The organism is Neorickettsia sp. 179522, assembly GCF_001593535.1.
Taxonomy (GTDB): domain Bacteria; phylum Pseudomonadota; class Alphaproteobacteria; order Rickettsiales; family Anaplasmataceae; genus Neorickettsia; species Neorickettsia findlayensis.
Window position 1 is genome coordinate 386,103 of the sequence record NZ_LNGI01000001.1, and the last position, 14,742, is coordinate 400,844.

Genomic DNA, 14,742 nt, shown 5'->3' on the forward strand with positions numbered 1-14,742 from the left:
TTTTTTGAAAAGGTCTGAACAGCACATCAGAAAAGAACAAGTTATGCCCATGATGCTGCACAGCTTCCTATTTTTTGCTAATGGTGCTTTTTTGAGGATGAAAAGAATCGGGCTTACGCATCTGACTTATCGCCTCCTCTAAAACAGCTAGGCTAACAGGGTCATTCATCCTATGGTCAGCACCACGAAGCAAGCGCACCTCTCCGTATGGAGCATCTAAGTGCTCAATTAGCCTGATAGATTGCTGATATGAAACAATGTCATCAGCAAGACCGTGTAAAAGAATAACAGGACAAAAAATACTTAATTCCTTGTCTAATATGAGATTTTTTTTACCATCCTCTAAAAATGCCCTTGTGACTAGGAGTTCCCTGCCAGTATCAAACGAAAAAACAAAATAACCTTGTTCTATGAGCTTCTGACGCGTTTCGGGGGTGAATTGTCTATCGAGATCTTCAGTAAAATCAGGTGCAGCAGCAACCCCAATTAGACCCTTGACTCTTTCAGGCAGGGACTTAGCCAACGCAAACATCATCCAACCACTCATGCTCGAGCCGATGAGAATCTGCTTACCAACGGTCACATTTTTTAGCACCTCAAGTGCGTTTTGAGTCCAGATACTTATGCTGCCATCTTGGAAGTCTCCATCTGATAGCCCGTGGCCAAAGTAATCAAATCTAGTAAAAGTAATTCCATTTTCTTTGCAAAAAAGTCTTAGATGCTCGGACTTAGTGCTCGTCATATCTGACGCACGACCGCACATGAAAAGAATTCCATCCTCAGAGCGCCCTGCAAAGGTTTGGTAGGCTATTTTTCCAGTTGGTGTAGACAAATACTGTGTAGACATCAAATACTCGATCTGCAAGAACTGCGTAATTTTAACGTGTCTTTTGCAGAAAGAAAACAACAAAGGAGCAGAACCGTGACACTACCAACTTCTTGTTTCGAGTTCATGCATAGGAAATGCAAAAGGGCTCGAAAACACACCACTCAACCCTCAATAACATAAAAATTCGGAAAGAACCTTTATGTTTACTCTGGTAGGGGAACAGGTGAATCAGAGAGAGTACGCAGGTACATTATTAAATTTGCTATATCCTGAGGGTTGGAAAGTCCTGCAAAGGACATTTTAGTCCCCTTGATGTACGAAGATGGTTTGTATAGTAGATATATCATTGAGCCATAATCCCAGGTACCACCTTTTTCTAGTAAAGCTTTAGAATACTTAAATGCATCTCCCAGGTGAGCTTTATTTTTTCCCAAAATATCCCAAAGATTAGGACCAACTTTATTGTGTCCACCTTTTTCGAAGGTGTGACAGGCGACGCACTTTTTAGATAATTTTTTACCTTCTTCTAGATTCGCATCTTTAAAGAAAGTAGCCATATCAACGGTTGCTGGATCAAATTTGTTTGTTTGTGAGTCTAGAGTTTCAGCATTCGCAACTACATATTGGTAATGCGCAACTTCTTTGGGGTGGTAGAGAATGTCCACTATGTTACTTACGGATAGAATTGTTATTCCAAACAGCAGTACAGATGCAAAAAGCTTATTAAATTCTAGATCTTTCATAAAGAAAAATGATGACAACAGGCGTATCGCGTGTTGAAATGATACACGAATTAACCACATTTCTTCAATGGGTACAAAGCCAGGTTTTGCATTCTTTTTATAAGACAATTTGTAGTTTTATTTCTTCATTTGCATTTCATTCTTGTAAAAAAATGAAGTCTGCCCGCATATTGTCAGTCAGCACATTTTCAACAGCAATCGGAAAGCATTTATGCTCAGCTTTTAGTATTCTCTTGCTTAGTGAGTCGACGGTGTCATTTTCAAACACCGGAACAGCACCTTGGATAATTATCTTTCCTGCGTCAACCTCGGGGGTCACATAGTGTACGGTGCATCCAGTGATCTTTACTCCTGCTGCCAGTGCTTTTGCTTGGGCATTTAATCCTTTGAATGATGGTAGTAGAGAAGGGTGAATATTGATGATGTTACACCCAACGCTTGATATGAACTCCTTACTCAATATTTTCATGAACCCAGCCAAACATATAAGGTCGACCTTTGCATATGACAATACAGTGAGTATTTCTTCTTCTGAGGTGCAAATTCGAGTTTCTATGCCATAAGCATTGGCTATGCTTATGCCACCGGCATCGGACTTATTTGAAATGACAAGATTAACAGAGAAAATTTCCTTTCCTTCATTTTTCGAAAAATCCAGCAGGGATTTCATGTTTGAACCCCTGCCTGAAATGAAAATGGCGACCTTCTTTTTCATTCAACCCTAAAAACACAGAGCTTTATTTTCCTTTACGGGGATGTAGCCACAGCAAAGGTTCACTGAGAAGGCTCTTTAGCTGATTCTGATATAAATTCTGTTAGGAGTCGTACACCAAACCCTGAAGCTCCAGTGGTAGAAAAATGAGAAGTACTGTTATTCCATGCAACGCCGGCAATATCAAGGTGAGCCCACTTTGTTCCGTCGTTTATAAATCGTTTTAGGAACTGAGCTGCTGTTATGCTGTCTGCACCATGATTTTCTGTGGAGATGTTCTTCACGTCTGCGACTTCGGAATTCATGAGATCATCGTAATTTTTTGACATAGGCATTCTCCACAGTCTCTCACCAACCTTTTTTCCAATGTTGACAAGGTTTTCTGCAAGTACATCATCATTCGAGAATAATCCAGCATGATCATGTCCTAAAGCAACGACTATTGCTCCTGTGAGTGTAGCTACGTCTATTACTTGGTTTGCTTTTAAGTGTTCTTGTGCATACCAGAGTGCATCTGCGAGCACCAACCTACCTTCTGCGTCTGTGTTGAGTACCTCAATTGTTTTCCCACAGGCCGACCTTACTATATCTCCTGGGCGTTGTGCAATTCCTGAAACTGCATTCTCAACGATTCCGAGTACAGCTGCAACATTGGCTTTTACACCTTTTTTTGCTACAGCATGGATTGCACCTAAAACTGTCGCAGAGCCAGCCATATCAGATATCATATGCCACATTCCCCGTGCTGGCTTAAGCGAAATTCCACCACTGTCGAAGGTAACACCTTTTCCAACAAGTGCAACATAAGGTTCTTCCTTATCTGCACCATTGTATTTCACAACCGCTAGTTTTGATGGGTATGTGCTTCCTTGACCAACACCTAAAAGTGCGTTCATGCCCAACTTCTGCATGATCTTTTCATCGAGGATTTCAACTTTTAAGTTTGGAGCCGTTTTAGTAATTTCTTTCACGGCATTAGCGTAAGTTTCTGGATTGAGATGGTTTGCGGGCTCGTTTACCAGATCCCTGGTTAACTTAATTGACTCGATCAGTGGCTCGACTTTATCCCTGAAAATGGAAGAGATATGCTCATAGTTCTCAATTCCAATGACAAGTTGCTCCAGTGTTACGCTTTTATCATCGGCTTTTTTCGTTTTATATTTATCGAATGAGTAGTCCTTTACTTTTGCACCGAAAGCCAGATCCAATGCATAGTCATCTTTCAAACCGTCTAAGAGCACTGTTGCAGAAGAGATATGATTCTTCTTCATGAGCGAAGCAATCTGTGCACCAATTTTCTCTGCGGTTTGAGCATCAAAATCCTTTTGTTTACCAAGCCCAATGAGACACAGTTGTTGCAACTTTGGATAACCTTCAACAAGATCACTAAGAAAAATGCAAACGTTCTCGCCGATTTTCCCAGTGAATGAGCTCGAAGCAACGCTTTTGGAGATAAATGTTGAGCTTTGTTGATCTAAAATGGAAATTCTTCCAAAGAACTCAGAATTCTCATACAGTCCGCTGAATAGGACTGGCTCACTTTGCATTACCTCTACCGGACTCAAAAAAACTACTTCCATAAAAACTCCTAGAAAAAAGAAAAGCGCAGAGCTCCAAAAAAAGGGCGGGCGAACGACCAGATTCGAACTGGCGACATCCAGTACCACAAACTGGCGCTCTACCAACTGAGCTACGTCCGCCACAGTGCACGTCACAGCAAGTGAGGATTATACTTTAACATCTTTTGCATAGCAAACTGCATTTTCATATAACTTCGATGCCATGGGTGCCTGGGATCAAATGCGCTGCAGCAGTGTATGCTTTGTGTATTGACGTAATTATTCAGGTGAGGGTCTCTTATTTAACCGCAGAAGTATCACACAAACCTTGCCGGGATCCGGCTTTGAGATTGAGTTTCATTGGGAAGAAGATATAATCTTCTAGGCTGTGCCTTGGTGGACAAAATAGAGTATTTTTGTACTCGTGTAGGTATTTCAGTTCCTGCAGCAGGAGATGATAAGAGCCTTTCATATGGAGATTGGATTGCTGAAGTCAAGTTATAGAGATTGTGGAATTGGTGAAATATCAGAGAACCACGTTGGCAAGGTTGTCAAGCTTGCTGGATGGGTTTTTAGAAAAAGGGATCATGGTGCGATTCTTTTCATTGATCTTAGGGACGTTTATGGTGTGATACAACTTGTTGTCTCAGAAAATATTGATGGATTTGAACAGCTTAAATGTGTTTCCTGTGAAAGTGTGATCACAGTTCAAGGTGTGGTTTCGGCGAGATCGCCTGAAACGATAAATGATTCGCTTCAAAATGGCAAAATAGAGGTTATTGTCAGATCTTGGAGTGTAAATTCTTATGCCGCTTCCTTACCGCTTCAAGTAGATTCTGAGTTTTCTTATCCCGAGGAAACACGCTTGAGGTACAGGTATCTAGATCTTAGGAGGGATAAACTCAGGAAGAATATCATACTTCGTTCAAAGATTATTTCCGAAATACGGAGCTTCATGGAAGCTGAAGGTTTTACAGAATTTCAAACGCCAATACTCACTGCTACCTCACCGGAAGGGGCCCGTGATTATATCGTTCCCAGTAGGATTCACAAAGGTAAGTTTTATGCTTTACCTCAGGCACCGCAGCAATTTAAGCAGTTGCTTATGGTTGCTGGTTTTGATCGATACTTTCAGATAGCACCATGCTTTCGCGATGAAGATTCTCGAGCAGATAGGTCTCCTGGAGAGTTTTACCAATTGGATGTCGAGATGTCCTTCGTGGGACAAGAGGAAGTGTTCGAATTGATGGAGCGGCTTTTAAAGCACATCTTCTCGAAGTACTCAAACAAAAAAGTTTCTGAAACTTTTGAGCGTATTCCATATAGAGAGTCGATGCTTTTGTATGGGACGGATAAGCCTGATCTTAGGAATCCAATAAAAATTGCTGATTTTACTTCTGTCTTCAAGGAATCTGGACTTGCAATTTTCGCAGAGCAAATAAAAAAAGGAGCTGTTGTTCGTGGGATTCCCGCTCCAAATTGCGGAAATAACCCAAGAAGGTTCTTCGATGAAATGATACAATATGCTACCAAAGAGATTGGTGCTCGTGGGTTAGCGTATATCTGTTTTGATGAGGAAAATCCTAGAGGACCAATTGCGAAGTTTTTATCTTCTGCGGAAATAAGTGAGATTGCCAAAAAGGCTTGTCTTAGCAGAGGTGATGCAATTTTTTTCGTATGTGATGTTGAACAAGCAGCTACAAGAATTTCTGGTGCTATTAGGAAAAAGCTAGGGCTAGAACTTTCTTTGGTTAATAATGAGGAGTACAGGTTTTGTTGGATTGTTGATTTTCCGTATTTTGAGCTGAATGAGACAACTGGGAAATTAGATTTTTCTCATAATCCTTTTTCTATGCCCAAAGGTGGTCTGGAAGCTCTTAATGGAGATCCGCTGAAAATTGTGTCACAGCAGTATGATATCGTTTGCAATGGGGTGGAATTATCAAGTGGTGCTGTGAGAAATCATAAGCCAGAGATAATGTACCGTGCTTTTGAGATGCTTGGCCTGGATAGGGAATATGTAAATCGTGTTTTCGGTGCTTTAATTGAATCGTTTCAGTATGGCGTGCCGCCACATGCTGGGATAGCACCTGGAATAGATAGAATGGTTATGCTTATTGCAGAAGAGGAAAATATAAGAGAGGTAATTGCATTCCCAATGAACCAGAGGTGTGAAGACCAACTCATGAGGGCTCCTTCTCCTGTAGAGACAGAAAGGTTACTTGAGTGTGGGATCAAATTGGTAGAGTAGTGACGTACTAACACCGGGTATTTTAACCAGACACGGAAGTACAGGAATGTACTTTCTTTTTTGGTTTCTTATTAAATCAGCTGGCTTGCTGGTTCTGCTCTTCTTGCTGTTTCAAAAGCATTTTTGCCAGGCTACCCAGATTAGAGTCTTAAAAACTAGCAATTGTGACTATATTGTTGCAGTCACAAGATTCTCCTTAGTTTTTCTTTTGCTTCTATGAAAGAGAGTGCTCTATACAAGGTCATTATCGATAACACTTACTGCCGAGCAAGGTAAAATTGTTTCACTCTTTCAATATATCCAGCAAGCTTCTTATATACTTCTTTTGTTGTTTGTCTGATTTTTGTTGCAACAACAGTTTTTGCTAGTATATTCCCTTTAGGGAATCTATTAGAGATGTGACTGGGTCATAGTTTGTGTTTCCAGTGCTATTGAAATGGCAGCTGTCTATTTCATCCATAGAGCGATCATGTCGTTTCTAATACGTCTTTGGATTGAAAAACAGAGAGAGTATTATTTAGAACATTGTGACTAACCTTTACTTTTAAAGCCTTCATTACGCCTATTGCAGGAAGTATAGCGCCTATAAGATGTTGGCTATAATCGAATAGTTTATATATTTTTTGTGACTTACCTATCTTCACTGCAGCAGTATGATTTGAATAGTCAAGCAATCTGACATCGCAATTTTCCTTTCTCCCAAACGAGATGATTGTTGATTTGCTTTTTCTTGCTTCCTGGATGAGTAATTCGGTGTAAGGAGCATCGAAGTTAATCACAGCTGCACACCCGTTTTGGAAAATTTTTGCTTTTTCTCTTATAGTGGAGCTTTTCAAATCTATCGACCTAGCTGTGTGGCATCTGATGTCGGTGATTACTCCTACTTTTGGAAGTGTGATTTGATTAAACAGATCAACGTTTCCACTTTGAATTGTATTAACTTCCAAAACTAAAAACTTACACGGGAAATCTGCGTTTAATATACCTAAAGTGAAACCCGGAAAATCTCCAGCACCATCTTTGTTGTAGCAGGTTTTGCCGTAGTTGTTGAGTAGTGCGACGACCATGTTTTTTGTTAAGGTTTTACCGCTACTGCCAGTGATGCCTATAACAATTGGTTGATAATTTCTTACTAGAATTGCAGCTAATTTTTCCATTGCTCGCAACGGGTCATCAACTTTAATGATAGGAATCGGAACTTTTGGGCATACGGTATCCTTTCTCGTAATTATTGCCAATGCTCCATTCAAATATGCGGTCTCTATAAGACGGTGGGTATCCTGGTTCTTTGTGTCTGTCGCAATAAATATTTCGTCCTTTCCAATTTTCTCATAATCCACTGAAAACTTGCTTCTTGAGATATCAATTTTTGCTTGGTATTCACAAATCAGCTCTGCCTTTAGAATGCTTCTAATGAGATCCGCAGTTAATAACATAAGCAGTACCTATTGGTCACGTACTGGTAGCAGATATTAGGTATTTTGCGATAAAAGTAAAGCAAAATCATTTATTTTTTTTATATTTAACATAATATTTACACAATAAACTCACTTAAATATAGAATCAAAGGCATAATATATCAATTTTATTAGGAATATTTATTTTATGTACTTTGGAAAGGTGGTATCACCTGTTTTTTGTTGATTAAATTTGAGTTCATTTCGTTTGTAAAGCTATAATGGAAGTTCCAGAAAAATTTGTCTGTAATGAACATAAATTACCTTCGTTTGAGGCTTAATACGCGTAGTTTTATCAACAAGTTTTTCTCGTTTGTATGCGTTTTTTGCGCTTTTCTGCCAGTAGTTTTTCTCTTTGTACTCCTCTTTAATACTTTTTCGGGAGCGTACAAAGCTCTTCAGCAGACAAAGTTCGAAATTGACATAGAGAAGGTAGGCATTGCATATGGTGACTTGCGTTACGAGATACGGGAAAAGCTCGTAAGATATTTAAAAGAGCAGCTTCCCTGGGAAGAAGACCCTTTTGTAGTAATGAATTTTTTTAGTCACTACGCGGTAGACGAAGTGCTAGGAGCATTAAATATTGGGGAAAAAAAGGTTTGGACAACAATCTCAGGTGAAGCGGATACAGTGCATAAATATGGACGTTCCGGTAGTCCGGGAATGAAAAAGGTTGTCCAGTATTTTGCTGAGCACGGACTTTTAAAAAAGGTGTTCAATTATAAACTTTTCATTAATCCTGATTCTAGAGACAGTAGCCAAGCTGGCATAGTAGGTGCACTAATCGGGTCTTTGTATACCGTGTTTGTGAGCTTGGTGGTTTCTTTCCTTATTGGAGTTCTAACGGCTTTATGGCTTGGTGAATACAGCAGTAGAAGCAATATCACGAGAGTTCTTGAAGTGAGTATTAATAATCTTTCATCTACTCCGCCGATTGTATTTGGTATACTCGGCCTAACATTTTACATCAATTTTCTTGGTTTGCCTCGATCTTCCTCTCTAGTTGGAGGACTGACATTAGCATTCATAATGTTTCCTATTATAGTGACTTCTTCTTTGCATGCGATCAGGAGCGTACCTGGTAATATAAAGCAAGCCGCGTTTGCTTTAGGTGCATCAAAAGTTCAAGTCATCCTACATCACGTGTTACCGCTTTCAATGCCAGGTATAATGACTGGAACCATCTTAGGAATTGCGAGAATTTTAGGTGAGTCCGCACCTTTATTGATGATAGGAATGGTTGCGTTTGTAGGTAGCATTCCAGAAAGTATCAGGGAGCCAGCAAATGTTTTTGCAGTGCAGATCTATATATGGGCAACTAGTCCTGATGTTTCAACTAACGAAAAGACTTCCATTATGGTGCTTGTGCTTTTACTTTTGCTTCTGATGCTGAACTTTATGGTTCACTTTATTAAAAAGGTATTTCATTACGATTTCCACTAATACTATGAGTTTGTCTCTGAAAGACATTTCGCATTCCTATGAGCATTTTTCCATAAAGAAAGTTTGTTTTGAATGTTCTAGGGGGAAAATCATTTGTTTGGTTGGTGAATCAGGAAGTGGGAAGTCAACGCTTTTACGGTTAATAGCTGGTCTGGAAAATCCTTCTTTTGGTGTCATAAAGATTTTAAACAGAACAGTCTTTGATCACGTGGGGAGAATTTCTGTCCCGACTGAGGATAGAAATATTGCAATGATTTTTCAACACTCTTCGCTTTTTCCAAATAAGACTGTACTTGAGAATGTCCGTTTTGCTTTAAAAAAGACGGGGAAGGGTAGGGTCGCTGAAGAAATGATTGAGTTAGTTGGAATGACAAGGTACAGTGGTGCATTGCCTTTTCAAATCTCAGGGGGACAGCAGCAACTTGTCACACTGGCTAGAGCTTTTGCACAGTTTCCTGACGTTCTTTTGTTGGACGAACCATTTTCGAATTTGGATACCACTCTACGGGCAAAAATAAGAGAAGATATGATTTCTCTAATCAGTAGCCAAAATCTTACCACCGTTATCGTGACACATGATCCCTATGAAGCGTTAGAAATTTCTGACAGCATAGTTGTGATGGATAAAGGAAGGGTGGTTATGCAGGGTGTCGCTGAAGAAGTGTACAATAGTCCGACGGATAAAAAGACGGCCGAATTCTTTGGTATCATTAATGTGGTAGAAGGGCAAATTATTAAAAATAGGTTTTGCTGTGATTTTGGAAGTTATCAATTAAAAGGAGAATTTCCTGATATTGAAAGAAAAAATGCTTATATCAGACCATGCGGTATAAGAGTGTGTTTGTCCGGAGAAGGGCGTGAGGCAACAGTCTGTAAGGTAAGAAGTTTTTCTAAAATGTTCAATGTTGAATTATCTGGAAAAAATTACTGGGTACAGGGCTCCGTTGATATTTTGCCAAAAAAGTATGATAAAATCTTTCTCCAATTAGATCATAAAGGTCTAATTTTTTTTGATTGATAAGGAGGTTGTATGTCATTAGGGCCCTGGCAGATATTGCTTGTTTTTCTTATAATCCTTGTTCTTTTTGGAGCTGGAAAGTTGCCTCAGGTCATCTCAGACGTAGGTAGAGGACTTAGGACGCTAAGAGAAGAGTTGAAAGATTCTGAGAAAAAAGCGGAACGTTAGCGTCTTTCGTTTTTATTCTGGTGGCAAGGCGACTTTTGCTTTGCCACCCCAAAATAAGTTTGGACTTTTTGCGACCGGTGCTGTTTATTGCTTGATTGGTTGCAGTTGTTTCTTGTATTCGAACCGTTTAGTTTGCGGATGCCGGTTAGCGGGTTGTTCATTTTTCATTCGCTGTAAAGTTGCCTGCTCTAGCTTATTCTAAGTAGCTAGGTCTTGAAAAAGCTTGTCTTAGATCTCATTTAGTTGATAATCTTGTGAAATCACTAAGTTGACTAAATTGGCTTGAGGTCCTAGCGTTTATGTCTGACCATTTGGAAATTGCGGGAAGAAGTTTCGCTTCTCGTTTGATCGTTGGTACTGGTAAGTACAAGAGCTTCAGTGAAACTGTTGAGGCAATAGAGGCTTCTGGTGCTGAGGTGGTCACGGTTGCCCTAAAAAGGGTGAACATTACTGATAGTAAACGTGAAAGTTTACAAGATCATCTCGACCCTAAAAAATATACTTATCTTCCTAATACCGCGTTCTGTTTTACTGCGGAAGAAGCACTTCGACATCTAGCTCTGGCAAGAGAAATAGGTGGCTGGAACCTTGTTAAAGTAGAGGTTTTTTCGGAGAAAGAGTTTCTTTATCCAGATATGCAGGAAACACTAAAAGCAGTCAAAATTTTGGCTAGAGAAGGATTTCATGTTATGCCGTACTGTAATGATGATCCTATAATGTGTAAAAGGCTAGAAGAAAGTGGTGCGGTTGCGATTATGCCGCTTGCAGCGCCGATAGGCTCCGGTTTGGGGATACAGAACCTTTTTAATTTGAAGGTTATTGTAAGGCAATCTAATGTTCCAGTAATAGTCGATGCTGGGGTCGGTACTCCATCAGACGCTGTAATAGCAATGGAAGCTGGTTGTGATGGGGTTCTTATAAATACTTCAATAGCAAAAGCGCGTTTTCCAGTTCAGATGGCAAAGGCAATGAAATATGCTGTTCGTGCTGGCAGGTTAGGTTACCTAGCTGGCAGGATACCACTTCAACAATTTGCTTCTCCCTCATCAGACAGCTCAGCTGTAGTTTGAATTGCTTGTTGGACGTATCCCTTGTTATCCAGAAAAGGATTTGAGGTTCTTTGAATGGTGAAATTGGTGCATTGCCCCTCAAAACATTGCATGGAATGATCTACCATCAACTTTCGATCCAGAGCATTAATGATTTTGATGTATTTCGCCCTGCTATTTTTGCAAAAGCGACGGCTCTTTCATTCCAGTACACCTTTTTTGGAGCGGCCTTCATTAGGCAAGGGTTTTAATGCAACGATTCAAAAAAAATGCGAACGCAGCACGTGATGCTCTTTGACTAGGTGAACCCTTATGTATTCAACTTGTTTTGCAAATAAGATAGCAGATATAGGAAGTGTGAAATTCACACCGGGACATTGATCATTTAGGTACTTAACAAGTCTCTTGTTTGAGTGACCAACAAAAATTGGCAAGACGAAACATCTTAGACTTTCTATATTCTTCACAATGGTATAGCACTGCTGATTCGTTTTCCCAAAGCCTAGACCCGGGTCAAGTAAGATGCTTTTCCTTGGTATACCTATCGATTCTAAAAGTGCTAATTTTTCTTCAAACCATATTTTTAAAGTCTCAATGACATCCACATTATCTGGAAGGTTGAGATCCCTTTTTACCGGGATAGTTAATGCATGAGCGAGCACCAGTGGAAAATCTACCTTGTCCTTTTTAACGAGTAGTTTTGCTACTTCCTCAACGTTTTTCTGACTGTTAACAAATGTAACGCCGTTTTCTACAGCAAATTCCACCGTTTCTGGATTGTAACTATCAATTGCTGCGACGGTACCATGTTTCTTACACAGCGCTACTACTTCCTGCAAAATTCCGTCCAGACGGTTTATTTCTTCCCTCTGTGAAATTGGTTCTGCATCGGGCCTTGTTGACTCCGCACCCATCTCTATTATATCAGCACCATTTCGTATCATGTGCAGTGCGTGCCTTATAGCGTTATCCTTCTCAAAAAATTTTCCTCCGTCAAAGAATGAATCCGGAGTAATGTTTAAAGTTCCAACGATTTTTGATCTCACCACCCCAAATTACAATGCAAAAACCCCACTAAGAGTCCTAATTTTATATGTTCTGATCGAGTTGAATCAACAATTGTGCTTCGTCGAGCAAAAAAAAATTACAGATTCAGATTAGTCATAATTATAACTATGTCTATGCTTTATTGAGGTAAAATATTTGGATAAGTGAAGTGAATTACTACTGTGATAGTAAACTTGAAGATTCTAAGGATATGACAACGTTATATATGCTAAAATTAATATTCTTTTAACCGATGTATAAACGTTGCATCTTCAATTTATCGATTAACATGATCTTAACTAAGTAAAATTCCTTCTAGTTGTTCTATTGTGATTAAGCAAAGCCTGCCTCACGTTTATTTTGTAGATCGGATGAAGCAGAAATGGCACTATTTCTGCTGCTGGTTTGAGCGTAAAGTAGCGATTCAGAATTTCTTTGTGCGGGATCCTGAGTTGCTTTTCGAGCAGGATAGCTTTGCCCCAAAACAAGATGTCTATATCTATAATTCTGGGAGAATACTTACCTAATTTGATCCTTTTCATCTGCTTTTCTATCTTTTTGAGACGATTTAGTGTCTCGAATGGCCCGAAGAGCGCTCTTCCAATAACAACAGCATTATGATAGTCCATGTTCCATTCTTTAGGGGCATTTTTTGTGAGAAGTGCTTTCGTTTTAATTATTGAAGAAAGTATTTTTCTTGTTACGGGCAATCTTTTTACTGCATCTAGGATATTCTTTTTTGTATCCCCTATATTTGAACCCAGACCGAGTACCACTAAATTTCCCTGAAGTGTCATCAGTGGATCATGATGGAAAAGCGCAGAGCGGTATTGTATAATGCGTCCTTGAAATATGAAAGATTTTTCTATATTTTTATGCACTTTGGGTTCAGATATTTTAGCAGTGAGGCGGTTTTACCTGGTCATCCTGATAAGATAGCTGACCAGATCTCAGATTTGGTTTTGGACACCTATCTTCAAAAAGATCCTTCGTCTAGGGTAGCAGCTGAGACAATGGTGACTCCAGACAAGATTATCGTAGCGGGTGAAGTTTATGCTCCAGAAGTTACCGCTGCAGAACTGGAGGAAAAGATTCGCTTGTTTTTAAAAAATATAGGATACGAAAAACATTTGCTGGACTGGGAATCTTTGGAAATAGTCAACCTTTTACATGAACAGTCTCCTGAAATTTCTGCGGGTCTTCGACGTTCAGCTAAGTTAGGTGCTGGTGATCAGGGTATCATGTTTGGATACGCAACTGATGAGACATCAGTTGGTATGCCGGCCCCAGTGTATTATGCGAGAGAAATCGTTCGTGTTGTAAGAGAAAATCCTCTCTTTGGGCCAGATGGAAAAAGTCAGATTACTCTTGAATATGATTGTTATGGGAGACCGGTTGATGTTGCTAATGTGATTGTATCAGTACAGCATCCAGCAGGGATGTCAACAAAAGATGTTAGAAATATATTGTTGGAGAAAATAATTTCTGCTTTACCTAAAGACTGGTCTTTATCAGCAGATAAGGTCATTATTAATCCTGCTGGTCCGTTTACAATAGGTGGTCCTAAAGGCGATTGTGGCCTGACTGGGAGAAAAATAGTCGCGGACACTTATGGAGGTATGGTTCCGAACGGTGGTGGTGCATTTTCTGGTAAGGATGCAACAAAAGTTGATCGTTCTGCAGCTTATCTTGCACGCTACATTGCAAAAAATATAGTTTTTTCAGGTGCAGCAAGCAAATGTGTTGTACAGTTGTGTTATGCAATTGGTATGGACGCTCCATTAAGTGCGCAAATTTCTATACCTGGAGTTACTACCCACGAAAAGGAACAGATTCTTTCTTTGGTCAGCGATAGAGTGGATTTTTCTCCTTTAGGGATATCTATGCTTCTTCATTTAGATAGGCCGATCTATCTAAAAACATCTCTAATGGGACATTTTGGTCATTCATATAGTCCTATGGATATGTCTTTCAAATGGGAAGATCTTGATCTAGTTCCTGTAATACAAGAGAGACTGAAAAAGGTAAAAGAGGAAGTAAGTTGATCTCATTTCCTGCCAATTGGCTTGCGTACCGTGACACAGATTAGTTCTTCAGTGATGTTTGTGAGTATGACCTCTGTCTCGCTGCCTAAGTCCGCGCACACTATCTCTAGATTGCTTCTTTCTGAAGCACCTGAGACTTTCCTGGGAAAATTCTTGCCAAATAATTCACTGAATTGATGAACCCACCGCATTATCGTCGGTGGAGATACTGAGAATACCCCTGCAACAGAGTTCATTGAAACGCCAGAAAGATAAAGCTGCACAGCATGCATTTTTAGGCGCAGCTGTGCCCCGTATTTCTCATTCCTAGTAAACTGACACCCACAACCCAAGCACTTATATCGCTGTTTTTCTTTGGTTTTACCGCTTTTGATAAACTTTATGCTATCGCACTTCGGGCAATGCACTGCTGCAATCTTGA

14 protein-coding genes and 1 tRNA gene are annotated in these 14,742 nt (G+C 39.8%); 6 read left to right on the forward strand and 9 right to left on the reverse strand.

The window, feature by feature from the left end; all coding sequences use genetic code 11:
* Positions 1-67 precede the first annotated feature (67 nt).
* The 5 genes from AS219_RS01870 to AS219_RS01890 all read right to left on the reverse strand — a co-directional run bounded on the left by AS219_RS01870 (position 68) and on the right by AS219_RS01890 (position 3,984).
* Positions 68-847: an alpha/beta hydrolase gene (locus AS219_RS01870; protein ID WP_067979348.1), complete on the reverse strand. Its 780-nt coding sequence runs from the start codon at positions 845-847 to the stop codon at positions 68-70.
* Positions 848-1,032: 185 nt separating this feature from the next.
* The gene (locus tag AS219_RS01875; RefSeq protein WP_067979350.1) at positions 1,033-1,572 is read right to left on the reverse strand and encodes a c-type cytochrome; all 540 of its coding nucleotides are present in this window, start codon (positions 1,570-1,572) and stop codon (positions 1,033-1,035) included.
* A 136-nt stretch (positions 1,573-1,708) separates the two neighbouring features.
* Positions 1,709-2,287 carry a phosphoribosylglycinamide formyltransferase gene (gene purN / locus AS219_RS01880; protein ID WP_067979353.1) on the reverse strand — a complete coding sequence of 193 codons (579 nt, stop codon included), beginning with the start codon at positions 2,285-2,287 and terminating at the stop codon, positions 1,709-1,711.
* 59 nt (positions 2,288-2,346) lie between these two features.
* Positions 2,347-3,864 carry a leucyl aminopeptidase gene (locus AS219_RS01885; RefSeq protein WP_067979357.1) on the reverse strand — a complete coding sequence of 506 codons (1,518 nt, stop codon included), beginning with the start codon at positions 3,862-3,864 and terminating at the stop codon, positions 2,347-2,349.
* 47 nt (positions 3,865-3,911) lie between these two features.
* Positions 3,912-3,984 (reverse strand) — tRNA-His (locus AS219_RS01890).
* A 313-nt stretch (positions 3,985-4,297) separates the two neighbouring features.
* Here AS219_RS01890 and aspS point away from each other — a divergent pair.
* Positions 4,298-6,094 carry an aspartate--tRNA ligase gene (gene aspS / locus AS219_RS01895; protein ID WP_067979360.1) on the forward strand — a complete coding sequence of 599 codons (1,797 nt, stop codon included), beginning with the start codon at positions 4,298-4,300 and terminating at the stop codon, positions 6,092-6,094.
* A 467-nt stretch (positions 6,095-6,561) separates the two neighbouring features.
* Here the strand turns inward: aspS and AS219_RS01900 are convergent, their stop codons facing one another.
* Positions 6,562-7,530, reverse strand: coding sequence for a Mur ligase family protein (locus tag AS219_RS01900; protein ID WP_067979363.1), 969 nt, complete (start codon positions 7,528-7,530; stop codon positions 6,562-6,564).
* A 270-nt stretch (positions 7,531-7,800) separates the two neighbouring features.
* Here AS219_RS01900 and pstA point away from each other — a divergent pair, with 270 nt between their 5' ends.
* From pstA to AS219_RS01920, 4 genes are all read left to right on the forward strand, one after another.
* The gene (gene pstA, locus AS219_RS01905; RefSeq protein ID WP_067979366.1) at positions 7,801-8,994 is read left to right on the forward strand and encodes a phosphate ABC transporter permease PstA; all 1,194 of its coding nucleotides are present in this window, start codon (positions 7,801-7,803) and stop codon (positions 8,992-8,994) included.
* A 4-nt stretch (positions 8,995-8,998) separates the two neighbouring features.
* Positions 8,999-10,012 carry an ABC transporter ATP-binding protein gene (locus AS219_RS01910; RefSeq protein ID WP_067979369.1) on the forward strand — a complete coding sequence of 338 codons (1,014 nt, stop codon included), beginning with the start codon at positions 8,999-9,001 and terminating at the stop codon, positions 10,010-10,012.
* Between the two features lie 12 nt (positions 10,013-10,024).
* Entirely contained in the window at positions 10,025-10,180 is a 156-nt protein-coding gene (gene tatA, locus AS219_RS01915) for a twin-arginine translocase TatA/TatE family subunit (protein ID WP_067979372.1), read from the forward strand.
* Positions 10,181-10,479: 299 nt separating this feature from the next.
* Positions 10,480-11,250 carry a thiazole synthase gene (locus tag AS219_RS01920; RefSeq protein WP_067979375.1) on the forward strand — a complete coding sequence of 257 codons (771 nt, stop codon included), beginning with the start codon at positions 10,480-10,482 and terminating at the stop codon, positions 11,248-11,250.
* A 239-nt stretch (positions 11,251-11,489) separates the two neighbouring features.
* On the opposite strand, the gene folP is transcribed toward AS219_RS01920, so the two are convergent.
* Both folP and folK read right to left on the reverse strand, forming a co-directional pair.
* Positions 11,490-12,278: a dihydropteroate synthase gene (folP, locus tag AS219_RS01930; protein ID WP_231861825.1), complete on the reverse strand. Its 789-nt coding sequence runs from the start codon at positions 12,276-12,278 to the stop codon at positions 11,490-11,492.
* A gap of 297 nt (positions 12,279-12,575) precedes the next feature.
* Positions 12,576-13,073, reverse strand: a complete 498-nt coding sequence (gene folK / locus AS219_RS01935) for a 2-amino-4-hydroxy-6-hydroxymethyldihydropteridine diphosphokinase (protein WP_231861826.1) — start codon at positions 13,071-13,073, stop codon at positions 12,576-12,578.
* 9 nt (positions 13,074-13,082) lie between these two features.
* Between folK and metK the strand changes: the two genes are divergently transcribed.
* Positions 13,083-14,321, forward strand: coding sequence for a methionine adenosyltransferase (gene metK / locus AS219_RS01940; protein ID WP_231861827.1), 1,239 nt, complete (start codon positions 13,083-13,085; stop codon positions 14,319-14,321).
* A gap of 2 nt (positions 14,322-14,323) precedes the next feature.
* Here the strand turns inward: metK and AS219_RS01945 are convergent, their stop codons facing one another.
* Positions 14,324-14,728, reverse strand: a complete 405-nt coding sequence (locus tag AS219_RS01945) for a helix-turn-helix domain-containing protein (protein WP_067979380.1) — start codon at positions 14,726-14,728, stop codon at positions 14,324-14,326.
* Positions 14,729-14,742: the final 14 nt, after the last annotated feature.

Excerpts from the sequence above, each read along its gene's own strand:
- AS219_RS01870 (WP_067979348.1), bottom strand. The coding sequence starts at position 847 with ATGTCTACACAGTATTTGTCTACACCAACTGGAAAAATAGCCTACCAA.
- AS219_RS01875 (WP_067979350.1), bottom strand. The coding sequence starts at position 1,572 with ATGAAAGATCTAGAATTTAATAAGCTTTTTGCATCTGTACTGCTGTTT.
- purN (WP_067979353.1), bottom strand. The coding sequence starts at position 2,287 with ATGAAAAAGAAGGTCGCCATTTTCATTTCAGGCAGGGGTTCAAACATG.
- AS219_RS01885 (WP_067979357.1), bottom strand. The coding sequence starts at position 3,864 with ATGGAAGTAGTTTTTTTGAGTCCGGTAGAGGTAATGCAAAGTGAGCCA.
- aspS (WP_067979360.1), top strand. The coding sequence starts at position 4,298 with ATGATAAGAGCCTTTCATATGGAGATTGGATTGCTGAAGTCAAGTTAT.
- AS219_RS01900 (WP_067979363.1), bottom strand. The coding sequence starts at position 7,530 with ATGTTATTAACTGCGGATCTCATTAGAAGCATTCTAAAGGCAGAGCTG.
- pstA (WP_067979366.1), top strand. The coding sequence starts at position 7,801 with ATGAACATAAATTACCTTCGTTTGAGGCTTAATACGCGTAGTTTTATC.
- AS219_RS01910 (WP_067979369.1), top strand. The coding sequence starts at position 8,999 with ATGAGTTTGTCTCTGAAAGACATTTCGCATTCCTATGAGCATTTTTCC.
- tatA (WP_067979372.1), top strand. The coding sequence starts at position 10,025 with ATGTCATTAGGGCCCTGGCAGATATTGCTTGTTTTTCTTATAATCCTT.
- AS219_RS01920 (WP_067979375.1), top strand. The coding sequence starts at position 10,480 with ATGTCTGACCATTTGGAAATTGCGGGAAGAAGTTTCGCTTCTCGTTTG.
- folK (WP_231861826.1), bottom strand. The coding sequence starts at position 13,073 with ATGACACTTCAGGGAAATTTAGTGGTACTCGGTCTGGGTTCAAATATA.
- metK (WP_231861827.1), top strand. The coding sequence starts at position 13,083 with ATGATGGAAAAGCGCAGAGCGGTATTGTATAATGCGTCCTTGAAATAT.